Origin of the sequence: Corynebacterium sp. EPI-003-04-2554_SCH2473622 (assembly GCF_001665955.1) — a bacterium.
GTDB lineage: Bacteria > Actinomycetota > Actinomycetes > Mycobacteriales > Mycobacteriaceae > Corynebacterium > Corynebacterium pseudodiphtheriticum.
The window spans coordinates 1-23,845 of sequence record NZ_LZMN01000076.1; the positions used below are offsets into that span (position 1 = coordinate 1).

Annotated in this window: 20 protein-coding genes and 3 pseudogenes; 11 read left to right on the forward strand and 12 right to left on the reverse strand. The window is 53.8% G+C overall.

Annotated features, from left to right (window positions below; genetic code table 11):
- Window positions 1-51 precede the first annotated feature (51 nt).
- Window positions 52-267, forward strand: a complete 216-nt coding sequence (locus A5774_RS10995; RefSeq protein WP_369815550.1) for a hypothetical protein — start codon at window positions 52-54, stop codon at window positions 265-267.
- Here A5774_RS10995 and A5774_RS12030 read toward each other — a convergent pair.
- From A5774_RS12030 to tkt, 3 genes and pseudogenes are all read right to left on the reverse strand, one after another.
- A pseudogene (locus A5774_RS12030) lies at window positions 229-720 on the reverse strand (hypothetical protein); the annotation flags it as partial. The gene A5774_RS10995 and the pseudogene A5774_RS12030 sit on opposite strands and share 39 nt — an antisense overlap.
- Window positions 678-1,835 (reverse strand): transaldolase, encoded by a 1,158-nt coding sequence (gene tal / locus A5774_RS11770; protein WP_242760858.1) that lies wholly within the window; start codon window positions 1,833-1,835, stop codon window positions 678-680. The pseudogene A5774_RS12030 and the gene tal, both read right to left, overlap by 43 nt.
- 60 nt (window positions 1,836-1,895) lie before the next feature.
- Window positions 1,896-3,989 (reverse strand): annotated as a pseudogene (gene tkt, locus A5774_RS11775) (transketolase); the annotation flags it as partial.
- A 257-nt stretch (window positions 3,990-4,246) separates the two neighbouring features.
- Here tkt and A5774_RS08790 point away from each other — a divergent pair.
- Window positions 4,247-5,182: a heme o synthase gene (locus tag A5774_RS08790; RefSeq protein WP_027017943.1), complete on the forward strand. Its 936-nt coding sequence runs from the start codon at window positions 4,247-4,249 to the stop codon at window positions 5,180-5,182.
- Between the two features lie 61 nt (window positions 5,183-5,243).
- Here the strand turns inward: A5774_RS08790 and A5774_RS08795 are convergent, their stop codons facing one another.
- From A5774_RS08795 to mptB, 5 genes are all read right to left on the reverse strand, one after another.
- Window positions 5,244-6,215, reverse strand: coding sequence for a quinone oxidoreductase (locus tag A5774_RS08795; RefSeq protein WP_064834425.1), 972 nt, complete (start codon window positions 6,213-6,215; stop codon window positions 5,244-5,246).
- A gap of 68 nt (window positions 6,216-6,283) precedes the next feature.
- The gene (locus A5774_RS08800) at window positions 6,284-7,291 is read right to left on the reverse strand and encodes a heme A synthase (protein ID WP_082936184.1); all 1,008 of its coding nucleotides are present in this window, start codon (window positions 7,289-7,291) and stop codon (window positions 6,284-6,286) included.
- A 182-nt stretch (window positions 7,292-7,473) separates the two neighbouring features.
- Window positions 7,474-8,241 carry an ABC transporter permease gene (locus A5774_RS08805; RefSeq protein WP_027017945.1) on the reverse strand — a complete coding sequence of 256 codons (768 nt, stop codon included), beginning with the start codon at window positions 8,239-8,241 and terminating at the stop codon, window positions 7,474-7,476.
- Window positions 8,228-9,190 carry an ABC transporter ATP-binding protein gene (locus A5774_RS08810; RefSeq protein WP_023019444.1) on the reverse strand — a complete coding sequence of 321 codons (963 nt, stop codon included), beginning with the start codon at window positions 9,188-9,190 and terminating at the stop codon, window positions 8,228-8,230. The genes A5774_RS08805 and A5774_RS08810 overlap by 14 nt, the downstream gene beginning before the upstream one ends.
- Window positions 9,187-10,848 (reverse strand): polyprenol phosphomannose-dependent alpha 1,6 mannosyltransferase MptB, encoded by a 1,662-nt coding sequence (gene mptB, locus A5774_RS08815; protein WP_064834430.1) that lies wholly within the window; start codon window positions 10,846-10,848, stop codon window positions 9,187-9,189. The genes A5774_RS08810 and mptB overlap by 4 nt, the downstream gene beginning before the upstream one ends.
- A gap of 240 nt (window positions 10,849-11,088) precedes the next feature.
- Here mptB and A5774_RS08820 point away from each other — a divergent pair, with 240 nt between their 5' ends.
- The 7 genes from A5774_RS08820 to A5774_RS08850 all read left to right on the forward strand — a co-directional run bounded on the left by A5774_RS08820 (window position 11,089) and on the right by A5774_RS08850 (window position 17,493).
- On the forward strand, window positions 11,089-11,862 hold the full coding sequence (locus tag A5774_RS08820) for a metalloregulator ArsR/SmtB family transcription factor (RefSeq protein ID WP_051137471.1): 774 nt from the start codon (window positions 11,089-11,091) through the stop codon (window positions 11,860-11,862).
- Entirely contained in the window at window positions 11,843-13,285 is a 1,443-nt protein-coding gene (gene sufB / locus A5774_RS08825; RefSeq protein ID WP_023019448.1) for a Fe-S cluster assembly protein SufB, read from the forward strand. The genes A5774_RS08820 and sufB overlap by 20 nt, the downstream gene beginning before the upstream one ends.
- A gap of 1 nt (window position 13,286) precedes the next feature.
- Entirely contained in the window at window positions 13,287-14,453 is a 1,167-nt protein-coding gene (gene sufD / locus A5774_RS08830; RefSeq protein ID WP_021353943.1) for a Fe-S cluster assembly protein SufD, read from the forward strand.
- A gap of 77 nt (window positions 14,454-14,530) precedes the next feature.
- Window positions 14,531-15,286, forward strand: coding sequence for a Fe-S cluster assembly ATPase SufC (gene sufC, locus A5774_RS08835; protein ID WP_021353942.1), 756 nt, complete (start codon window positions 14,531-14,533; stop codon window positions 15,284-15,286).
- Window positions 15,287-15,359: 73 nt separating this feature from the next.
- Window positions 15,360-16,601 carry a cysteine desulfurase gene (locus tag A5774_RS08840; RefSeq protein ID WP_023019450.1) on the forward strand — a complete coding sequence of 414 codons (1,242 nt, stop codon included), beginning with the start codon at window positions 15,360-15,362 and terminating at the stop codon, window positions 16,599-16,601.
- Between the two features lie 5 nt (window positions 16,602-16,606).
- Window positions 16,607-17,059, forward strand: coding sequence for a Fe-S cluster assembly sulfur transfer protein SufU (gene sufU / locus A5774_RS08845; protein WP_018119579.1), 453 nt, complete (start codon window positions 16,607-16,609; stop codon window positions 17,057-17,059).
- A complete protein-coding gene (locus A5774_RS08850) occupies window positions 17,059-17,493 on the forward strand; it encodes a metal-sulfur cluster assembly factor (RefSeq protein ID WP_021353940.1) in 435 nt (144 codons plus the stop codon). The genes sufU and A5774_RS08850 overlap by 1 nt, the downstream gene beginning before the upstream one ends.
- A gap of 120 nt (window positions 17,494-17,613) precedes the next feature.
- Here the strand turns inward: A5774_RS08850 and A5774_RS08855 are convergent, their stop codons facing one another.
- Genes A5774_RS08855 through A5774_RS08870 form a run of 4 tightly spaced genes read right to left on the reverse strand, consistent with a single transcriptional unit; the run spans window position 17,614 to window position 21,048 of the window.
- Window positions 17,614-18,222, reverse strand: a complete 609-nt coding sequence (locus tag A5774_RS08855; RefSeq protein WP_021353939.1) for a response regulator transcription factor — start codon at window positions 18,220-18,222, stop codon at window positions 17,614-17,616.
- Entirely contained in the window at window positions 18,219-19,364 is a 1,146-nt protein-coding gene (locus tag A5774_RS08860) for a sensor histidine kinase (protein ID WP_064834432.1), read from the reverse strand. Before A5774_RS08860 ends, A5774_RS08855 begins: the two co-directional genes overlap by 4 nt.
- Window positions 19,365-20,126, reverse strand: coding sequence for a hypothetical protein (locus A5774_RS08865; RefSeq protein ID WP_021353937.1), 762 nt, complete (start codon window positions 20,124-20,126; stop codon window positions 19,365-19,367). It lies immediately after the preceding gene.
- A 4-nt stretch (window positions 20,127-20,130) separates the two neighbouring features.
- A complete protein-coding gene (locus A5774_RS08870; protein ID WP_024272921.1) occupies window positions 20,131-21,048 on the reverse strand; it encodes an ABC transporter ATP-binding protein in 918 nt (305 codons plus the stop codon).
- A 952-nt stretch (window positions 21,049-22,000) separates the two neighbouring features.
- Here A5774_RS08870 and A5774_RS08880 point away from each other — a divergent pair.
- A complete protein-coding gene (locus A5774_RS08880; protein ID WP_064834436.1) occupies window positions 22,001-22,804 on the forward strand; it encodes an antA/AntB antirepressor family protein in 804 nt (267 codons plus the stop codon).
- 613 nt (window positions 22,805-23,417) lie between these two features.
- Window positions 23,418-23,783: pseudogene (locus A5774_RS08885) on the forward strand (recombinase family protein); the annotation flags it as partial.
- Window positions 23,784-23,845 lie beyond the last annotated feature (62 nt).

Below are 23,845 nucleotides of genomic sequence, written 5' to 3' on the forward strand. Positions count from 1 at the left end.
TTTGTAATCGGTGGTTTCGATGATGACGGTTTTGACTGCTTAGCTGAACGTATTTCCGAAGTTGACGAGCAGCGCGGTACTGCTGGTAACTGGGCTTATTATTTATCCATTCCACCGAGTTTTTTCTCCGAGGTATGTCACCAGCTCGAGCGCACAAACATGGTGAATGCGCAACCAGGGGCATGGCGCCGTGTCATCATTGAAAAGCCTTTCGGGCACAACGAACAATCCGCGCTGCTCGTCAACTTCGGAAATACGTTCAGCTAAGCAGTCAAAACCGTCATCATCGAAACCACCGATTACAAATTCCATTCCGGAAGCAAGCTGGCGCCACACATTTTCACGGAATGGTGTGCGTGCGCCATCTTGGACTGCCTTCTTCACGTAGTCCACAAAATCTTGGTTAGACCAATCTCGGCGGCCGAAACCAACCAAGATGAATGCCGACGACAATAACCCGCGGTTTGCTAGGTCGTAGATAGCAGGCAGAAGCTTTTTGTAGGCCAGATCGCCTGTGACTCCAAAAATCACCATGCCCGAAGGGCCGGCGATCCTCGGCAGTCGGGAATCGTGCGGGTTGCGCAGGGGGTTATGCCAAGGATTCGACGTCACAGGCGAATGTCCTTTCTTAGCCCGGATTTGGGCGGTTGTCGTGCTGTTTAACTGGCGTGGTTTGGTTAACGCAGCCGTTGAGACATGGATTCCAGCAGTTCTTCCCATGCGTTCACGAACTTATCGATGCCTTCGAGTTCGAGCTTCGCATAGACATCTGCGAAATCAATGCCTGCAGATTCTAATTTGCGGAAAATAGCTTCAGCCTTATCACCCGCGCCAGTCAAAGTATCGCCATTGATAGTACCGCCATTTAGAACCGCTTCGAGTGTTGCTTCCGGCATAGTGTTGACAGTGTCTGGGCCTGCCAGTTCCGTGACGTACATGTCAGCAGGGTAGTCGGAATTTTTTACTCCGGTAGATGCCCATAATGGACGTTGCTTGTGCGCACCTGGAATATCGAAGTTTTGGAATTCCTCGATAAATAGTGCGTACGCGCGCCGTGCATTGGCAATGCCTGCCTGCCCGCGCAAGTTGCGTGCTTCTTCCGTGCCAATCTGCTCGAGGCGCTTATCCACTTCGGTATCGATACGGGAAACGAAGAAAGACGCAACCGAATGGATCTTGGAAAGATCAAGACCGTTTTCCCTGGCTTGCGCAATGCCTTCCTTGTACGCCTGGATAACTTCTCGGTACCGTTCTACAGAGAAAATCAAGGTCACGTTGACCGAGATGCCTTCCGCGAGCGCAGCAGTGATGGCTGGCAGCCCTTCTGGTGTTGCTGGAATCTTGATCATCGCGTTGTTGCGGTCGACGCGCTTCCATAGGTCGCGTGCTTGCTGCAAAGTTTTGTCCGTGTCCGCAGAAATTCGCGGGTCCACCTCGATCGATACGCGTCCATCGGCGCCGCCAGTACGCTGATAGACCGAAGACAAGATGTCGCAAGCATTTTGCACGTCGGAAATAGCAAGCTCATAGACAGCTTGGTCGGCAGAGATGTCACGTGTGGCCAGACGTGCAATATCCGCGTCATAGGAATCCCCCTTGCTCATTGCAGCAGAGAAAATCGAGGGATTAGTAGTTACGCCCAATACCGACTTGGTTTCGATGAGCTCTTTTAAATTTCCGGACACTATGCGCTCACGAGAAAGATCATCCAACCAAGTTGCGGTACCAACAGCTGCCAGCTCTGCCAAGGCAGTGTCGGCGTCGGCAGAATCGATGGCCTGTGCCGGTGTTACCGAGCTAGCAGAAGCGGTAATAGAGGCTGCGTCTGCGCTCACCGAAGTGTCATCGTTATTGTCTGCAGTGTTGCCCCAACCAGGAACTTTGTTAGCTGCGGGGGCTTGTTCCAGTGCCTTCTTGGCTTCGGCCACTACATTGTCGACGGTAAAGCCAAACTTTGCAAAGAGTTCTTCTGCTGGGGCAGAGGCACCGTAATGTTCCAGAGAAATCTGCCGACCAAACGGTGCAGTGTATTTGTGCCATGGCATGGCGAGACCAGCTTCAATGGATACTCGCGCAGTAACTTCACGTGGGAGAACTGATTCGCGGTAGTTTTCGTCTTGCTGTTCGAACCATTCCAAACAAGGCGCAGAAACGACACGTGTTGGTGTGCCTTCAGCTTCTAAGCGTTCGGCAGCGGCCACAGCGAGGTGTACCTCGGAGCCCGTAGCAATCAGAATGAGCTCTGGCGAAGCCGAAGCTTCCACCAAAACATAAGCACCCTTTGCGACGCCTCCGGAGGCCTTTTCGGCGGTTCCCTCCAGCACTGGGACGTTTTGCCGGGTTAATGCTAGCCCCTTCGGGCCTTTCTCCTTGCGCATCGCGGATACCCATGCCTGTGTAGTTTCATTGGCGTCCGCCGGGCGGATGACCGCGAGATTTGGAATAGCGCGTAGCGCGGCCAAGGTCTCAACCGGCTGGTGAGTTGGGCCATCTTCGCCCAAGCCGATGGAGTCGTGGGTCCATACGTAGTAGGTGTCGGTGCCCATCAGGGCTCCCAGGCGAACCGCCGGGTACATGTATTCCGAGAAAATCAAGAATGTTCCCCCGTAAACACGGGTGTGGCCGTGTAAGGCAATACCATTCATGATCGCTGCCATGCCATGCTCACGGATGCCGAAGTGTAGATTGCGACCGTGTAACGGGTCAGCTTGCCACATATCCGTAGAGATTGATTGCGGGCCGAACGAAGGTGCCCCCTTGATGACAGTGTTGTTGGAACCAGCCAAGTCCGCCGAGCCGCCCCAAAGCTCTGGCAACTGTGCTGCGAGGACTTGAATTACCTCTGCGGAGGCCTTACGCGTAGCAATGCCTTTAGAATCGGCTTCCCAAACGGGCATATCTTCGCCGAAGTTTTCTGGTAACTCGTATGCCGCCATGCGGTCGAAGAGTTCTTTGCGTTCTGGGTTTTTCTTGGCCCAGGCGTCGAAACGCTGCTGCCATTCTTGTTGCGCTTTGGTGCCGCGGCTAACTAGCTCGCGGGTGTGTGCAAGCACTTTTTCGTCGACGTGAAAGTGCTCATCAGGGTCAAAGCCAAGGAATTTTTTGGTCGCCTGGATTTCTTCTTCACCAAGTGCTGCACCATGTGAGGCACCGGTATTCATAGCATTTGGCGCAGGGTAGGCGATAACCGTTTGCACCCGGATAAAAGTCGGGCGCAAAGTATCTTGCTTCGCGAGCTTGACCGCCTGTTCTAGTGCAGCAACGTCTTCTCCAGAACCCACCTCAAGCACCTGCCAACCGTAGGCTTCGTAGCGTTTGGCCACAGACTCAGAGAAAGCGATGTCGGTGTCATCCTCGATGGAGATGTTGTTGTCATCCCAAAAGACGATCAAGTTGCCCAGCTGTTGCGTACCCGCCAGGGAACATGCTTCGGCCGTGACGCCTTCTTGCACATCACCGTCGGAACAAATGGTGTAAACATAATGGTCGAATGGAGATTGTCCGGCAGGTGCATCAGGGTCGAATAGGCCGCGCTCTTTGCGAGCGGCCATCGCCATACCGACGGAGGAAGCTAGGCCTTGTCCGAGAGGTCCAGTCGTGATCTCTACACCGTTGGTGTGTCCGTATTCGGGGTGCCCTGGTGTCAACGAGCCCCAGGTACGCAGTTGCTTCAGATCATCCAGCTCTAAGCCAAAGCCACCCAGGAAAAGCTGAATGTATTGTGTCAGAGATGAATGGCCGACAGACAGCACGAAACGGTCACGCCCGGCCCACTGCGGGTCGGCCGGGTTGTGTTTCAGCACACGCTGATAAAGCGTGTAAGCCAACGGGGCGAGTGACATTGCGGTGCCCGGGTGTCCAGAACCGCAATTTTGCACCGCGTCGGCGGCTAATAACCGCACCGTATCTACAGCGCGGGTATCCGTCTCGCTCCAGTCACTCGGGTAGCGACGAATGGTTTTAGCTTTAAGCTTGGGGGACAGTGACACAGCTGGTTCCTCGCATCAATCTGTTTGCAACGGTGAAAACAATGGTGTGCCCCTTAGTCTAAAGGTAGATTCAGAGTTTTGTGTACTTGCACGCGATTATGAGCCGCACGGTGGGTGGCATGTAGGCTATGGTGGTTCGGGACAGTCAGTTTCTATCCGCCTAAAGTTGGTGGGAACTTTCCGCCCTTTGTAAACGACTCTCTCTAGTGCCGCTGGAGTCCGACTGGTGGCAAACATAGAGGGACTTATTTGGCACGTTGTTGGAGGATTTTTCCTTGGGAAAGATCAAGGCATATTTCGCGTTAACCAAGCCGCGGATTATTGAACTGCTCTTGGTGGCTGCGCTTCCTGCCATGCTGCAAGCGGAGCGCGGTACAGAAGCGATATCCAATAACTTTGGCCTGATCATACTTACTTTGTTGGGCGGCTGGATGGGGGCCTCAGCGGCGCATACCTTCAACATGGTTGCCGACTATGAGCTAGACCAGCAGATGAAACGCACTCGCGGACGACCGTTAGTCAATGATGTCGTTTCTAAACGGGAAGCTGCTGTTTTCGGTTCCCTGTTACTAGTCATTTCTGTGCTGTGGCTGGGGATATTAGCGAATTCTTGGTTGGCGGCCTTATTCGTTATTTTGACGAATGTGCACTACATCGTGGTGTATACCAAGTTCCTGAAACGGCGAACCTCGCAAAATATTGTGTGGGGCGGGCTTGCGGGGTGCATGCCTGTCATGGTCGGTTGGGCAGTCATTACCGATAACGCTCCGGCAGGAGAACCAGCGCGATGGTGGCAAGCGATCGCGCTTTTCTTGATCATCTTCTTCTGGACCCCACCGCACACCTGGGCCTTGGCCATGAAATACAAAGAGGATTACAAGCGTGCTGGCATTCCAATGCTGCCGGTCGTTGCCAAGGAATCTGAAGTTACCCGTCAAATTCTGCTTTATTCAGTGGCAATGGTGATTACTTCTTTCGCGCTGATCCCAGCCGCATCCTGGATCTATCTCGTTGGCTCGGTCAGTACGGCAGCCGTGTTTCTCTACATGGCCAGTCGTCTACACCAAGGGGTGAAAAAAGGCGCCAAGGTACAACCCATGGCGCTGTTCATCTGGTCGAATAATTATCTAGCGATTTTGTTCTTGAGCTTGTCCGTTGACGCCATTATTGGGTGGACACCGTTTCTAGCTTAGTTGCCTGTAGGCTTGCATTTGAGCGGTGTCTCACCGAATTTGGGCGATTCAATTCTCTTTTTTAGATCACTTCTTGGACCCGCAGAACAATAGAACCAGTGGTCTTCCGGTCTTGTAAATCACGGTGCGCTTGTGCAGCTTCTTCCAATGGATAAGAATCGCTCACCCGGAACTTTAGATCCCCATCGACGACGGCTTGTACGACTGCTTGTGCCCGCATCTGGAATTCGCCCTCTCGACTAGTCCACCCGGCCACAGATGGTCGTGTGAGAAATATAGAGCCTTTCTCATTTAAAATCTGTGGATCAATAGGGGCAACCGGGCCGGAAGCTGCACCAAACAAGCAGACAGTCCCGCGATTACGAACCATATTTAATGATTGTTCAAAGGTGTCCTTGCCTACGCCGTCGTAGACTACGTCGACGCCCTTTCCCGCAGTTAATTCTCGTACCTGGTTGGCTAACTCCGGGCCATAACGTAATACATGAGTAGCTCCTGCTTGGTAGGACAATTCTTCTTTTTCATCGGAAGAGACTACGGTGTAAACATTTGCGCCGGCTGCTGCAGCAAATTGCGTAGCCAACAGGCCGACACCACCGGCACCGGCGGTGATCACGCAGTTGTCGCCGTCGGCAAGCTCATAGACACCGTGTGTGAGATAATGCGCGGTAATGCCTTGTAGCAGCATGGAAGCGGCGGTGGATAAATCGAAATCGTTTGGTACCGCAACTAGCTTGTCTCTGGCGACACATACCTGTTCGGCATAGGAGCCGAACGCGGTATTCCACGCGACCATAGTGCCGCTAGCGATCTTCCCAATAGGATCGTGGAGAACACGGCCAACGCCTTCGAATCCAGGAATAAACGGCGTCGTGGCTGAGTAAATGCCTTCACGGTAGTAGGTGTCGATGTAGTTAACTCCGGCAACGAGCACGTCTACGAGGACTTGATCGTCGGACGGTGTTGGGCTTTCGACCTCAGCGATCTGGAGCACTTCCGGGCCGCCGGTGCGAGTAATCTGTATTGCCTTCATAGTTATCGAGGTTACAGTCTGTGGGCGTTGCGTGGGTTAGTTAGTCCGGTGGTTGGTGCGTGCCCGGGTTAATTGGAGCCTTTTCTCTGTGAGACTAAGCCAGACGAGCTGCATGTTTCACGGGCAGAATAGTCCAACTGGAACCGTGGACGTGCGTAACCCCGAGCCCACAAAGCAGCGGTAAAGGCTACGACCACCGAACTCATCGCGATGTGAAAAGGTACGGTCCAACGTGGGACTCCAAGATAGAACTGTGCTACACCGATGCCCCATTGAATAATAATTACCGTGACTAGGACCCACGCAGTATATTTCGCACGCTGCGGCGCTTTTTGCTTATACAGCTGCCACACGACGAGTAGTGTCAACAAAAGATAGGCATACATGCACACGGCATGGACTACCGCTAATACTTCAGTATCTAGTTCTAGGCGACCTTTCATACCGGCATCCGCATCACCGGAATGCGGTCCGGAACCGGTCACCATTGTGCCCGTGATCAGCACAATTGATAGTGCGCCGGCGGCAAGAGCTGCAAATTGCCGGGTGTGCGCCGCGAAAATTCGTTGTGGTGATTGTGAATCATCTTCCGCGATCCGGGAGTAGAGTAGCGCAGCTATCCAGACCAAGACCATAGAGGGCAGGAAGTGCAATGCAACAGTCCACCAATGCAACTCCATATGCACGGAAATTCCGCCGATTACCGCTTGCAGGACGATACCTAGAATTGATGCAGCACCATAGGCTTTAAGCTCACGGCGCCTGCCAGCTGTCTTTAGCGCAACCAACACCGCGATTGCTGCAGCTACGACCACGAAAGTCAGCAGACGGTTACCAAATTCGATAATTTGATGAACCCAAGGCTGTGCGCCAGCGACCGGGACCAAAGAACCTTCCTGACAATTCGGCCAAGTATCGCAGCCTAATCCTGATCCAGTCACACGTACGATAGATCCAGAAACCGTAATTCCCGCCTGGGAGAGCAACAGTATTAGCGCAAGACGCCTCTGCCATTTCAGGCTGGGGCTGAAATGCGGACTGTTAGCTGTCTGGCTCGTTTCTGGGCTCGTTGACATAGCTACTCCGGTACTATCTGCCTGCTGATTTACGGTGTTCACAACGATTATCCTACTCGGTGAATACACAGGTTCCGAACGTGCGGACGGTGGATATGTTGAGTCGTTGCCCACATTTCACACGATGCTGGCAGTCCTTTGTTGCCACAGAACAATGTTCCGGAAGTTAAGTCAATTCTGGGTTAGGAGAATCGAAATTTCTTGATCGCCAATCCCGCAGCTGCTAACCCCCAGGCGATGATGATCAGCAGCTCGGTGATAGGGATGATTCCGCGTAAGCCTTCAGCGAGCCCGGAAGCTACTGCAACAGAGGGAACCAATGTCCATAACCCGTTGCTGCCCAAACCTTGTGCGTACAGAACCCAGCCAACGACTCCTAGTAAAACCAGCCACAAAAAGTTGCCCAAGCCAAGGACTTTTTCAGCTGCCAATGTCCCGCCGAGCAATAGCCCGAAAGCAGTAAAGCTGGCAGTAGAGAGTAGTAATACGACGAGCGTCAAAAGGATCTCTGCGAAGCTAGCGCGAAACCCGAGAATTCCAGCTGTAATTGCAAGCACAATTGCTTGTATCAGCGTCACGATAACAATCGCGGTGATTTTGCCGACAATGATCGCGGTGCGCGGCACCCCGGAAGCTCCTGCTCTTTTCAAAGCACCGTAGCGTCTGTCGAAGGCCACGGCAATGGCTTGCCCAGTAAAACCGGATCCCATAGCAGCAACCGCTAAAACCATAGGAAAAATTTCGTCGAGGCCGCGTTCTTCCCCCAAAAACGGGACAAACGCTGCTCCAACCAAAATTGCTAAAGGAACAACGATATTTAGTAGCAATTGTTCGCCGTGGCGCAGAATCAGCGAGGTTTCCATTCGGGTCTGTGCACCGACGATACGGAGGAACGAAGCCGGGAGCGGTGCAGGGCTAAAAGTTCCAGCAGGAAAACTATGTGCGGTCATCAACGTCCTCAGTAACGGCTAGAAAGACATCTTCTAGGCTGCGGGCAGTGACATTTAATTCGCGCAGCAAGATCTTGTGCGCGGCCATGGTTGTACCAAGTTGTTCGATTAACTCCGGGGTAGGTGTTGAATGTAAGAGGTAACGGTTGTGACCAATGGAGCTGAGTGACCAGTCGGAAGGCAACATGTCGTCGGCAAGCGCAGTGTCCGTGGTAAACGTTAGACTTTCTCCCGTTGATTGGGCGAGCAGCTCTTGAGGTGTGCCTGAAATTTGCAATTGGCCGTGATCCATAATGTAGATGTAATCAGAGAGCCGTTCAGCTTCGTCAAGCAAATGGGTGGTTAAAACGACCGTGACGCCATCTCTACGAAGGGCTTCGATGAGTTCCCAGGTTAAGCGTCGTGCTTGGGCATCCATGCCAGCGGTTGGTTCATCGAGAAAAATGAGTTCTGGCCTGGGCAGAAGAGCCAAAGCTAGAGAAAGACGTTGCTGTTGACCACCGGAAAGTCGGCGGTAAGTGGTTGTACTGTGCGGGCGTAAACCAACCAGGTCGATCAGCCATTCGGGGTCATGGGGGTTGGCGTAATACTTCGCAGCCAAATTGAGTTGTTCAGAAACGGTAGCGCCGGAATAACCACCTCCGCCTTGCAGCATCATGCCGATGCGCTGACGGACTTTATCTGGTTCCGTAGCTGGGTTCATGCCAAGGACTTCAATGCGTCCAGAAGATGGTTGCGTGAAGCCCTCGCACATTTCGATGGTGGTAGTTTTACCTGCACCGTTTGGGCCAAGCAGGGAAACGATGCGCCCGCGCGGAACCGTGAGGTTGAGTGCATCGACTGCAGAGGTATCAGCAAAACGTTTGCTGACGTTGTCGAGCACCACGGCGGGCGAGCTGTTGGCCGTGGAGTCCTCGAAGCCATCGAAAGTTTTATGCACGTCACTCATTGTAGGGGAGAAGTTTTGCGATGCCGAAGCAGGTAGGAAACAACGGTAACGATACTGGTTATGACCAGGGCAGTGAGCAGTGCTTGTGCGTAAATACCAGCAACAACTTCCGGCGGCAGTGCCATTCCGCGGGGCAAAGTTAAGAAGCTCACTATGACGCAATAGATTGTGACCAGAACCCGGAATACGGCACGGTTGGCCCATGCGGCTAGTGGAACGATTGCCCACAGTAGGTACCACGGGTGTACAACCGGAAAAAATATGACTAACACGAGAGTTGCCATACCAAGCCCCCCGACCGGATGGATAGCTCCCCGAAAAGTGGCGAAGAGCATGCGGAGCAGGAAAATTCCTGACACCACCACACCAAGAGTGCGGGTGATTACCAAAATGGACTCTGTGTGGTCTCCCAACCCCAGCACTGTGCCAATAAAACCGCTGATCACTCCCAATGCTGTTGTTAAAGACAGCCAACTGCGGATGGTCGCAGCCCCGCCTTGCGCACTGATCCAACCGAGATCGATACCAGTAATTAGTGTGATCACAGCGATGCTGACCACAAGCGTTACAAGGTAGAAACCAGCTGCCAAGACGACCGCTAGCCAGCGGTGCATGCCGTTGTTCGCCAGCCAACGTGCCAGTGCCATGCCGACGAAACCCAAAGCGATAAAGCCGGTAACCTTGACCATCCCGGCGCACGCAAGTAGAAATCCGCCGGCGAATAATAAGCCCCATCGCCGTGCCGAACTCGGATTGTCAATACCGCGAAGGGCTAGTTCTATGCCAACCAAGAGGAAGCCCAATAAAACTGCTTCGTTGTGAATGCCACCCAGCAAGTGAAGCATGACCACGGGGTTGAGCACTCCAAGCCATAAGGCAGCTTCTGGGGCGATTCCACAACGTCTCGCAAGCTTGGCAAGCGCCCAAGCCATCGCGATGATACCCACTAGGGAAATTAGGCGGTGCGCGAGAACACCGAATACGATTCCGTCGCTAGTTAGCTGGCTGATCGCAGCAGCGATGCCCAAAGCTACGGGGCCATATGGGGAAGGGGATTGCGCCCAGATAAAAGGCACTGAGCGTGCCAACGCGTTTTCAGTCCCGAGAAGTTCCACCGGTCCTGCTTCATACGGGCTCAAGCCCTGCGCAACGATTGAGCCATTCGCCAGGTAAGAATAAATGTCTTGTGTAAATAGAGGAGCTGTAAACACCAATGGCACCGACCAGGCGACCAAAGTTAGTTTTAACTCGCCGGTGCCAATCGTGAGACGCTGCGCAGAGTCGAAACGGAAACTAATTCCGACAAATCGAGCCATAGCAACCCACGAGAATACTAAAATTCCGATCCCCAGCATGACTAATGCAGAGGAGGTCTGCAGCATACGGGCCATTAACGAACCCAACGGAAAATCCGAATATGGGTTGTTAACTACGGGAAGAGCACCTGCACCGAGTCCTCCCAAGCCGATCAGAAGAGTCGCAACCGTGCCCATCCATTGCCAAAGACGAAATAACCGAGCCTCCCGGGGCGTGGGCTCCTGGTGTACCGGAGGTTTTTGCGTGGCGTCGGAGAGCTGCGCAGAGCGTGATCCAGCTGTGCCCACTCGCGGTAAAACCGCGCGGATGGAGGGCCAAGGGTTCAGCGTGCGCAAATTCACGGAAGCCTATTTTAGTCATATTCCTCGGGTAGCTGTAACCCTGTCGGTTCTGCTTTGGCAGGGTATGGGCGATAGCGATTTCATCTCGGCGTGGAAAGTCATAGTTTTTGATGAATATGGCCAGCTGGTTGGGGCTGGGTATAACCCACTCCAGCTGGACACTGCGCGATATTTAAGGAACACTAGTGTTGTCAAAAGGTGAATCACCGTTAAGGGCTAAGGAGGTGCATGATGGCGACTATGCCCGACAGAAGTGTCGATAGTGACAAAGGTTCCGGCGAAGCTACTGGGCTGACTGGAAAAGAAACACGTACTACTGATGGCGATACCCGTCGCCAAGTAATGCACTTGCTGCTCAAGCAAGGGCCGATTACGGCTGGAATGCTTGGTGATCATCTCGGCCTTTCGGCCGCGGGTGTGCGCAGACACCTGGACATTTTGGTGGAGGATGGATTGACGGAAACCGTGCACCGTCGCCCGCGAGGGCAGACGCGGGGTCGGCCCGCAAAACACTTCCGCTTAACTGATCGAGGACGTGCATATTTCGGGCACTCCTACGACCTATTGGCATCGGATGCTCTGGAAGCTCTGCGTGAAGCTGGAGGGGCAGATGCGGTCCGTGCTTTCGCACGGCAGCGTGTCCGGAAAATCCTCGATAAAATAACACCAGCGACATCCCCAGATGACGCTGAGGAGCAAGTTGATGAACATGCGGTGGAGCACACCGCCAAACAGTTAGCGGAAACGTTGAGCGCACATGGTTACATATCGACGGTGCGCCCGTCGGAATCAGGCATCCAGATGTGCCAGCATCATTGCCCCATCGCTCACGTTGCGGCAGAACACCCAGAATTGTGTGAAGCCGAGCATGAGGTCATTACTTCGCTTCTGAGCCAACACGTGCAGCCCTTGGCTACCATCGCGGAAGGCCACGGTATTTGCACCACGAATATTCCCTTGACGCAATCACAAACCATCATGAAAGGAGCTGGTCATGACTCAGGCACAACCTAAGCCAGAGACTCCGCAGATGACCGATGATGAGATTATCGATTCGATCGGTGCCTACGAGTACGGCTGGCACGACTCCGACGCCGCGGGCGCATCCGCTGAACGTGGCATTAGCGAAGAAGTAGTCCGCGACATCTCACGCCGTAAGAATGAGCCAGAGTGGATGCTCGAAGCTCGTCTGAAGGCTTACCGCATCTTTGAAAAGAAACCAATGCCTACGTGGGGCGCTGATCTGTCGGATATCGACTTCGATCAGATTAAATACTACGTCTCTTCGACTGAGGGCCAAGCTGCTTCCTGGGAAGACCTCCCAGAAGACATTAAGGCTACTTATGACAAACTCGGCATCCCAGAAGCAGAAAAGCAGCGGTTGGTTGCGGGCGTTGCAGCGCAGTATGAATCTGAGGTTGTTTACCACCAGATCCGCGAGGACCTGGAGGAGAAAGGTGTCATTTTCGTAGACACTGATACTGGCCTGCGGGAATACGAAGATCTCTTTAAAGAATACTTCGGCTCTGTCATCCCAGCCGGTGACAACAAGTTCTCTGCGTTGAATACTTCTGTCTGGTCTGGCGGCTCTTTCATTTATGTACCGAAGGGCGTGCATGTCGATATTCCGTTGCAGGCGTATTTCCGTATCAATACCGAAAACATGGGCCAGTTTGAGCGCACCTTGATCATCGTTGATGAAGATGCCTATGTCCATTACGTCGAAGGTTGCACCGCACCGATCTACAAATCGGATTCGTTGCACTCTGCGGTCGTAGAAATCGTCGTCAAGAAGAATGCTCGTTGCCGTTACACGACCATCCAAAACTGGTCTCAAAACGTTTATAACCTGGTTACTAAGCGCGCTAAGGCTGAAGAAGGCGCAACCATGGAATGGGTTGACGGCAACATCGGTTCGAAGGTCACCATGAAATATCCGGCCGTATGGATGACCGGTGAAGGTGCCAAGGGTGAAGTTTTGTCCGTAGCGTTTGCTGGCGAAAATCAGTTCCAGGACACGGGCGCCAAGATGGTACATATGGCACCACGCACTTCCTCCAACGTCGTGTCCAAGTCTGTTGCCCGTGCAGGCGGCCGTGCTTCGTACCGAGGTCTCGTGCAGATCAACAAGAACGCGAAGCACTCGACGTCGAACATTGAGTGTGACGCGCTACTGGTTGATTCAATCTCGCGTACCGACACCTACCCATACAATGACATTCGTAACGAATATGTCACTTTGGGGCATGAGGCTACGGTTTCGCAGGTTTCTGAAGAACAATTGTTCTACTTGATGTCGCGCGGTATCGCCGAAGAAGAAGCAATGGCAATGATTGTGCGCGGATTTGTCGAGCCAATCGCGAAAGAGTTGCCAATGGAATATGCACTCGAATTGAACCGTCTGATCGAACTACAAATGGAAGGATCCGTGGGCTAAATTGGTTAACTCTAACGAATTCAACACCACGAAAGCGGCCACGAAGGGCGACCAGTTCACGTCATTTAACGTCGATGATTTCCAGGTGCCAAGTGGTCGTGACGAAGTGTGGCGCTATATCTCATTGCGTAGCTTGCGGGGATTACACGATGGCACTTTTTCTGAGGCCGTGGAACAAAACATCAGCGTAAGCGAACAAGGCGGCGTCAAGAGCGAAAAAGTTGCTCCGGACGATTCCCGTCTGGGACGTGCGGGCGCACCGGCAGACCGTGTCGCAGCGCAAGCTTGGACTTCGATGCCCGCTGGTCAGGTCATCACCATTGACGGCGACAAGCAGTACGACGATGCCGTGGTCATTACGATCACCGGTGCAGGCGACGATGTGACGTCCTTCGGTGCTACTTCGGTAGAGATCGGCAACCATGCTGAGGTCACCGTCGTATTGAACTACCAGGGCTCTGGCACGCACGCAGACAACGTGGAATTTGTCATCGGCGACGGCGCCCACGTCAACGTCGTGGTTGATGCCGATTGGGATGATGATGCAGTGCACCTGTCACACCAGGTTGCTTCTCTGGGACGCGACGCAACCCTGCGCCACAACGCAGCCATCTTCGGCGGCGAGATCGTTCGCATGGTTCCTCGCGTCGGTTTCCGTGCGCCAGGTGGCGATGCGGAATTGCTGGGCGTGTACTACGCTTCCGAAGGGCAGTACTTCGAAAACCGCCTGCTGATGGATCACTCGCAGCCATCGTGCCGTTCCAACGTCATGTACAAGGGCGCGATTCAGGGAGCACCGGGCTCCTCCAAGCCAGACGCCCGCTCGTGCTGGGTTGGCGATATTCTGATTCGCTCAAACGCAGAAAACACCGACACCTACGAGGTTAACCGCAACCTCTTGCTGACCGATGGTGCCCGCGCAGATGCGATCCCGAACTTGGAAATCGAAACCGGCGAGATCGCTGGAGCTGGTCACGCCGCAACCGTCGGCAGGTTCGACGACGAGCAGGTTTATTACTTGATGTCGCGCGGTATCCCAGAAGGAGAGGCACGTCGTTTGATTATCCGTGGCTTCTTCTTGGAGATCATCAACCGCATTCCAGTGCAGAACTTGCGCGAAGACTTGGCAAAGCGAGTCGACGACGAACTCGCAAGCATCTCGGCATAACACGAAATCGAAATCGCTAGGGCAGCGGCTCCAGTCGCCCCTACACGCACGACCTATAACCACGGAAAGAGTGAGCTATGTCTACCTTGGAAATTAAGAATCTGCACGCTCAGGTGCTGCCGTCGGATGAGACCGCAGAGCCAAAGCCAATTCTGAAAGGCGTCAACCTGACCATCAAGTCGGGCGAAACTCATGCCATCATGGGGCCAAACGGCTCCGGCAAGTCGACCTTGGCTTACGCCTTGTCGGGTCACCCTCGTTACGAAATCACTGAGGGCGAAGTACTTCTCGACGGTGAAAACATCCTAGAGATGGAAGTCGACGAGCGCGCGCAGGCCGGCCTGTTCCTTGCCATGCAGTACCCAACCGAAGTTCCTGGCGTTTCTTCGTCGAACTTTATGCGTTCGGCAGTATCTGCCGTTCGCGGCGAAGCACCAAAGCTGCGTGAATGGGTCAAGGAAGTCAACGAAGCCCGTGAGGCGCTGTCCATCGATAAGTCCTTCGGTGAGCGCTCGGTCAACGAAGGCTTCTCCGGTGGTGAGAAGAAGCGCCACGAAGTACTGCAGCTGGGTCTGCTGAAGCCAAAATTCGCCATCATGGACGAAACTGACTCCGGCCTTGACGTTGACGCGTTGCGTATCGTCTCTGACGGAATCAACCGTTACCAGGACGAAACCAATGGCGGAATCATGATGATCACCCACTACAAGCGCATCTTGAACTACGTCAACCCTGATTTCGTTCACGTGTTTGCTAAAGGACGTATCGTCGAAACTGGCGGTGCTGAATTGGCCGACACCCTTGAGTCCAGCGGTTACGATCAGTTCATGTAAACGCAGCCAGTAACTTCCTCTGGCCACGTTTGCGCTGATACGAAGAAACGAAGAAACTAGGTTTAACATCTCGATGTCTACTTTGGATACCGACGCAATTCGGAAACACTTTCCGATCCTGTCGCGTACGGTTCGCGGCGATAATCCTTTGGTCTATCTGGATTCTGGCGCGACCTCGCAACGCCCCGAGGTGGTGTGGGAAGCGGAAAAGGAATTCGTCCTGAATTCTTTCGCGCCCGTGCACCGCGGTGCCTACCAATTGGCTGAGGAAGCTACCGACGCCTACGAGGATGCTCGTGAGGCCATCGCCAACTTCGTCGGTGTAGACGGTGCTGAAATTGCGTTCACAAAGAACGCGACAGAGGCATTGAACCTGGTTGCATTCACCTTCGCTGACCCCCGCTCCGAGGACCTGTGCGTCGGCGAAGGCGATACCGTGGTGGTTAGCGAGCTGGAACATCACGCTAACTTGGTTCCTTGGCAGGAGTTGTGTGAGAAAACTGGTGCCACTCTCAAGTGGTACCGGACCACGGACGACGGCCGCATTGACTTGGATTCACTTGAGCTCGATGAATCCGTGAAAGTGGTTGCGGTCACCCATCAGTCCAACGTCACTGGTGCAGTGGTCGACGTTCACGAAGTTGTCCGGCGTGCTCGCGCGGTTGACGCATTGGTGGTCTTGGATGCCTGCCAGTCGGTGCCGCATATGCCCGTTGATTTCCGGGAGTTGGATGTGGACTTTGCCGCGTTTTCGGGCCACAAGATGTGCGGTCCTTCTGGGGTTGGCGTCTTGTACGGCAAACCAGATCTACTGGCGAAGTTGCCGCCATTTTTGACCGGCGGCTCCATGATTGAAGTCGTGAAAATGGAAAAGACGACTTTCGCCGAACCACCGCAGCGGTTTGAGGCGGGAACCCAGATGACCAGCCAAGTTGTTGGTTTGGGGGCAGCCGTCAAGTTCTTACAAGAAATCGGGATGGACGAAATCCACGCGCATGAGCAAGAACTAACCAAATACTGTTTGGAGAAACTCTCTGCCATTCCTGGAGTTCAGATTGCAGGTCCGCTGGATACAGAAAACCGGGGCGGGGCAGTATCGTTTGTAGTGGATGGGGTACACCCGCATGATTTAGGTCAGGTACTGGATGATCGCGGGGTGTGCGTGCGAGTCGGTCACCATTGCGCCTGGCCGGCACACCGCAGCCTGGGAATGCAGTCCACTGCGCGTGCAAGTTTTTACTTGTATAACACCACCGAAGAAATCGATGCGCTTGCCGACGGCATCGTGCATGCTCAAGAATTTTTTGGAGTCTGATCTAGATGAATCTCGAATCGATGTATCAGGAAGTGATTCTAGATCACTATAAAAACCCGCAACACCGGGGATTACGTGAGCCGTATCAGGCAGAAGTCCACCACGTGAACCCATCGTGTGGCGATGAGCTCACGCTGCGGGTGCAGTTGTCCGATGACGGGCAGACCGTCGAGGACGTCTCGTACGACGCTGTTGGATGCTCAATCTCGCAGGCGTCGACCTCGGTAATGGCGGAAGAGATCATTGGTATGTCTCGTGACCGCGCGATGGAAAAGCTCGCTGAGTTTGAGCGGATGATCACCTCACGAGGCAAAGCTGAAGGAGACGAAGACATCATTGGAGATGGAGTCGCGTTTTCTGGTGTCTCGAAGTATCCAGCCCGCGTGAAGTGCGCTCTGTTGGGTTGGAAAGCGTTCCAATCCGCGACCGCGGATGCGCTGAATGAATTGGAGAAATAATGTCTGAGAATACTCAAACACAATCTTCTGACCAGCCGGTTGATCCGTACCAGAATGAGAATTCCTCATTTGATGGTGCACGCGAAAAACCGGAGCAGACAGAAGAACAACTGAGCTTGGCGTATGACTGCGAAGAATTTCTTCGCGACGTCATCGACCCGGAGTTGGGGATCAACGTTGTTGATCTGGGCTTGGTATATGACCTTTGGATTGAAGAAAAGGACGGAAAGACACGTTGCGTCATTAACATGACGCTCACGTCGCCGGCCTGCCCATTGACCGATGTCATCGCTGAACAGGCTGAGCAAGCCGTAGTTGCTAACACCAAGTGCGATGAGCTCGAGCTTAACTGGGTATGGATGCCGCCATGGGGCCCACAGATGATCACGGACGAAGGTCGTGAACAATTGCGTGCTCTTGGCTTCGCAGTATAGCCGCCGCGCTCAGCTGCTGGTCTGATCAGCAGAAGCATTCGACGCCCCGTTGCTAGTTCTACTAGCGGCGGGGTGTCGAACTGTATACCCCATTATGTCGGGCACTGAGCAATCCAATTTTTAGATCCAGCCGTTCTTCTTCGCCAGGTATGCCGCTTCGTAACGGTTACCCGCTCCCGTTTTCGCCATGATGCTGGAAATATGGTTACGCACCGTTCCCGGTGACAGAAACAACGCTCTGGCTATGGCAGTCGAGTTTTTACCCTCGAATAGCTGTTGGCATACCTCAATTTCGCGCTTGCTCAGGGGATTATCGGGCGTCAATAAACTTTCTTGTGCAAGCGTTGGGTCTATCACGCGCATGCCGGCCTGGACCCGGCGGATAGCGTCGGCAAGCTGTTCTGGTGGGGTGTCCTTGACGACGAACCCATCCACCCCGACTTCCATTGCACGTTTGACGTACCCGGCTCTGCCGAAAGTTGTGACGATTATGCAACGGCACGCCTCATAAGAAAGCTCCGCTGCTGCATCCAACCCGTTGAGCCCAGGCATTTCGATATCTAACAGGGCTACATCAATCGATTTTTCCCGCACGAGGCGCACAGCCTCTGTGCCAGTGGAGCATTCGGCCACAACCTCGATATCTGATTCCGCGTTTACCAGCGCGACCAGCGCGCCGCGTACCAGCGATTGGTCTTCGGCGATTAGTACTCGGATCGGTGGGGTCATGGGGTAGATTCCTCTGTCACAGCGCCGTTATCGATCAGTGTGTTGTCATCGCTCATGGAAACTAGCACGGTGCTAAGTCCCTCTTTGCGTTGTATGATCAGCCGTCCGCCGGCGGCTTCAATTCTGTCGCGCAAGCCTGACAGCCCGCCCTTCGTATGCGTCCACTGGCATTGAAAACCACAGCCGTTATCTTTTACCTGCAGCTTAGTGTTTGTGATACTTATCCAGCACTCAGTCGCTCCCGAATGTCGTAGCACGTTCGTCGTGAGCTCTCGTAGAGCCCAGGAAAACACCGAATCGTGAGCGCCCGGTGTCGTTAACGGCTCGGGTAGGTGCGCAGTAATTTCTTTAGTTTGCAAAGCCCGGCGTGCTGCTTGCAGTTCGCCAGCGAAGGTGGGGGTGCGCATGCGGGTCACGGTGGAGCGAACTTCGGCTAGCCCCGTGCGCGATAGCTCGCTGATCTCGTTCAGTTCCTGCCGTGCCTGCTCAGGATTAGAATCGATGGCTCGTCGTGCGACCTCGGATTTCAAGTTGATAACCGTCAGGGAGTGCCCTAACAGGTCGTGGACGTCGGTGGCGATATCTTCGCGTTGCTGCGCTAGATCTAGCTTGTGTCGAAGTTCGTCGCGAGATTCTTCATATTGGATAAATGCGCCCAACACCACCAGCCCCAACGGTACCACCAGCCCCAACGGTATACCGAAAAGGAGTACGGCGGGCCAGATCGGGTTTTGCGGTGCCCAGAGCCACACTGCCGCGACACCGATTACTCCGGTCGCGACTACGATGGGCAGGGATTTCTTCAGCGGCAAGGTGAAACCCAACATCGCGGCCAGAAATGGGGCGAAATTCGCTACTCCTATGCTGATCACCGGTGCGGTGGCCAGGGAAATTGCAAGCAGAACGCTCCATCGGAGAAGCGCTCGCGGCTGCCGATCCCAACCTCGCGGAAAATAATCCAGCGAGCCAAAGGCGAAGCTATAGAAGGCAGCAAAAGACCCCACGCAGACGGTGACCCATGCCTTGTCCCCGGTACTGAGCTGTGGAGCGGTGTACACCTGCACCATGAGTGGTGACAAAAATAGGAGCGATACCGAAGCAGAGATGAAGTCAGTTCGTCGAAAACTGTCACTACGGTTCATTTAGTTGCGCTCCTTGTCGCGGTTGCGCATCAACAGGCAGAAAGTCACAAATACGGCCGTCCATATCGTGATGTTAGCCCAGGAGTACCACATAGGATCAAAGATCATTCCTGTCGGCTGCAGCTGCGCACCTTCGGCCAGTGGCCAGCGCACCAGTGTGACTGCACCGTACATTGGGGTAAATCGAGCGATTTGCAGCAGGGTGCCGCTGAGGCCGATGAACACGTTTCCCGCGAAGGCAAGGATCACGATGGAGGCCGTGGCGATCGCCACTGTGTTTTCTTTCGGAACCACCAAGACCCAAGCTAAGCCGTAAAATCCGAAGGGAATGGCACAGATAACACAAGCGAAGAAACTTATTGCCCACTGAATTGCTTGCAAGTGTGCGTTGGTGAGAGCGCCGGCGATGAATACCGCTGCGATAGGAAGCACCGCACGCACCGTGATGCTGAGTGTATTAGCGAAAGCGAGTTGCCAACTACGCAGTGGAGTAAGAGCCAATTGCCGCCCCCAGCCACTGCGATCATCAGTGAGCGCCGAACCAGCCGCACCGACCGCTCCGACGACGCCCGCGTACAAAGCCATGGCCAGCATGACAAAGGCGGAGACGTTTCCGCCATTCATTTCCTGAGCGCCGTAGGACTGAGATGCGCCAAAAACGAGATAAAAGAAGACCGGCAAAACAACGCTGAAAAACAAGGTGGTCATGTCCCGGCGCAGTCGCAGCAATTCCTGGCCGGTAAACTTTAGTGTAGTGCTCATGGGGTTAGATTTCCTGGTTTTGGTTTGTCAGCTCAAGGAACATGTTTTCTAGGCTGGGATTGGTGATGCTGAGATTGCGGGCATCAGTTTCCGATAACAGGTAGCGGGCCAGAGCATCAGAGTCCTGACTCACCAGACGCAGATGATGGCCGTGAATTTCATTAGCAGTCACGCCCGGTATGTCCGCGAGTTCCGGGATTTCGCCTGGGAACTCAGCGGTGACGATGCGCTCAGAGCTCATATTCTGCAGCTCATAGGTGGTGCCGTCGGCGATGATTTCGCCTTTGTGCATCAGTACGATGCGCTCGGCGAACTCCTCAGCTTCTTTCAGGTAATGGGTGGTGAAGATGATCGTGCGGCCCTGTTCAGACTGGCGCCTCATCGATTGCCAAAACTGGCTGCGCGCGCCTGCGTCCATTCCCGCGGTGGGCTCGTCCAGGATGAGGATGTCCGGGTTACCCAGAATGGCCAATGCGAAGCGTATGCGTTGTTGCTCACCGCCGGAGCATTTGCCGACGCGGCGGGTGTAGATTGGCTCCAGGTTGGCTTGCTTGACAACGTCGTCCAGCGGTAGGTGGCGGGGGAAGGTAGCGGCGATCATCTTTACAGTGTCCTGCACCGTCATTTCGTGCAGTAGCCCACCGGTTTGCATTAGCGCACCGATGTTCTGCCTATAAATTGCGAGTTTGGGGGAGTTGTTCAAGACTTCGACGGTTCCAGCCGTCGGTCTGCTAAGCCCTAAGATGAGGTCCACTAAGGTAGTCTTGCCTGCTCCGTTGGTTCCGAGCAACGCGACGATCTCACCACGTTGAACGGAAAGGTCCACGTTCTTTAATGCGTGTACCGGTGAACGAGAGTGTGCGTTGAAGGTTTTACTCGCTCCCGAAACTTCAATGGCTTGTGTTTGCTGCATTGCTTTCATACGGACAACGCTAATGATCTGGGGATTCGTGGCCGTATGGAAATCGTCATGAAATCACCCATGATATTTGTCATGGGGGTACAAAACGTCCGCACTTCCAAGTCTCTATTTATTACGAACCAATGAGTAGCTGGATACTAGCGTGCCTTATCAAACCAGAATCACACCTATCGGCAGAGAGCTTTGGCGGATTCCGGAAGGATTGCCGGGATTCGGATAGTGAGTATGTCTTGCCCAGAACAGGGAAGAAGCAGATAAGGCTAACCTGAAACATTGCCCTGCCAGGGCTATTGTCGGACTGACAGGATTTGAACCTGCGACCCCAACGGTTTTTAAAACCGCTGGTTAAACCCTGTTTTTGCGTTGAATTTTCCCGGTGAAACCAGCTTACACCCGGCGCGTGCCCAATTCGTGCCCAAAATCGGTGCACGGTTGCGGCTGTTTTCGGTTGGTTTTGCGGCTGTGTTTTACGGTCGCCGGTTTTCCCGGCGCTGTGCACAGCAACGGGACTGATCGAACACGGTTTTGGTGGCTCCGGTGCTGGTTGCTGTAAACGTTTTCGCAACAAGGAAAGAGGTTTAGGTCACAATGATCGTTGACAAGGGTGACAAGTTTTTGCTGCTAGCAGACCCCGAAGGTGGGTTCACGTTGGTTGCAGAGGACAGGGACGGGTTTAGGGCTGGCAGCACCCGGTTCAGGGAACGGGTTGATGCGTCAAAGTTTTTTATGTCCTGTGCAGAGTTTGTTGGGTCCGTTGTCTTGGTTGGTAGGTATTTGCCGATGCCTGAGGTTCACAGCGTCTGACAGCCTCCGGTGGCGGTGACTGTACAGGCCCGGCGCGTGGCTATCGCGCCGGGTTTTGCTGTTGCCGTAGAACAGGCTTCGGGGTTGTCCTGGCTTAGCTTCGGCCGTCCACGGCCAGCGCTAGCAACCATTCCATTTTTGGAAAGGTATGACAGCAAACAATAAACTACTTGATCGAGTACCCGATCTCGCATCAGAACACCCTGAAACAATGGTGCAACAGTCCGAGACTGGGGAGCTGACTACAACGTCCTTAGTAATCGCCGAGGGAACCGGCAACGATCACGCCAGCATAATCAAGCTGGTTCGTGGCAATATCGCCGACTTCGAGGAATTTCAAAGGGTCGGATTTCAAATCCGACCCTTTGAAACAGCCGGAGGTGTACAAAAGCGATCGGTCGCAGTTCTCAACCGTGACCAAGCGCTCCTGCTCATCACCTACATGCGCAACAACGAACTAATCCCAGTACACACCAACCCAGACGGGGGTAACGTCGTCATGGGCCGAGACCTACACGAGTTCCTGGAAGTCACCACCCGGTACAACGACTGGATGGGTCGCTTAATCAAAAAATACGGCTTTGTCGCAGGTCAGGACTTTTACTCAAAAATGAGTAAAAGTTCTGGAGGTCGCCGACAAGAAGACCACATCATTACCTTAGATATGGCTAAGGAATTGTCCATGGTTCAAAACAACGACCGTGGACGTCAAGCTCGCCAGTATTTCATCGAATGCGAGCGTCGCCTAAAGCAGGTTCAACCGGAGCTAACCCCCGAGCAGCTTATGGCTAAAGATTTACCCTGCTCAAGGCCTTATTTGACCATACGGCTAAAACCGATTATTGTAGTGGTGTCCTTCTACAAAGACTTGAACCAAGCACGCTTCACCCGAGGCAAGCTTGGGCAATGTATCGAACCCCGGAGTCGTTCCAGACGGCCCCGGGGTTTTTAACATTCTTGTTAAAAAGTCCTGACGTTATCCCGGAGTGCTCGCCAAATTTGGCGAGACGGGATGACCTGCGGTTATTCATGGTCTAAGTCGGTTGTTCCAACGGTTCGGAGCTGCCAGAAGCCCCGTAGACGGCTTAGAACCGGTCACAGGTGTCAGAGGTGCCCCAACGGGGCTTAAACCCGTCTAACAGCCTTGTGCAGATGGCAAAGGCTACCCGTCGCTTAGACCGTGGTGTTCCGGTGGTGGCAGCTGTGGATTGTTCCTGATCGTTGCTTGCACAGTGTTCGACTTCGGTTTTGCGGGGGCTTAGCCCCGCTGGTTCGTGTGCTGCGGTTGTTGTTTTGGCACCTGTGGATACGGTGAACCGGGTTTGTTGATGCCCCGGCGCGCCGGGGCTGTGGTGGGTTCGGTTGCTAGCCCCTGAGCTTGTGGTCTGTACCTTGTTGGGTTTCACAGCTGAGCCGGTACTTTTTGCCATTTTTGGCAAAAAGTACTAGCCATTGGTTTTACGGATTTTTCCGTAAAATTTGGGCCGTTAATTTTCCCCCGTTTTGGGGAAAAATCCTGACCTACAAAAACCCACCGGGGTTGTGTTCCCGGCGGGGTTGGTTACCGGTTGGCCAGAAACCTTGACGATTTGCGCAGCATCGTAAAACAGCTCACCACCGACGGTGTTCGTGTACGTTTCGTCAAAGAATCACTAACGTTCACGGGTGAAGATTCCCCAATGAACACCATGCTGTTGTCTATGCTTGGTGCGGTTGCAGAGTTTGAACGGTCCATGATTCTGGAACGTCAACGTGAGGGAATAAAAATTGCCCAACAACAGGGCAAATACAAAGGGGGCAAACCAAAACTCAGCGACCAACAGGTTGCAGAACTCAGGGCACGCAAAACCGGAGGGGAAACGGTTACAGCGCTAGCCAAAGAATACGGTGTGACACGCGCCACCGTGTACAACTACCTGGCCAACCGGTAACCAACCCCGCCGGGAACACAACCCCGGTGGGTTTTTGTAGGTCAGGATTTTTCCCCATAAGG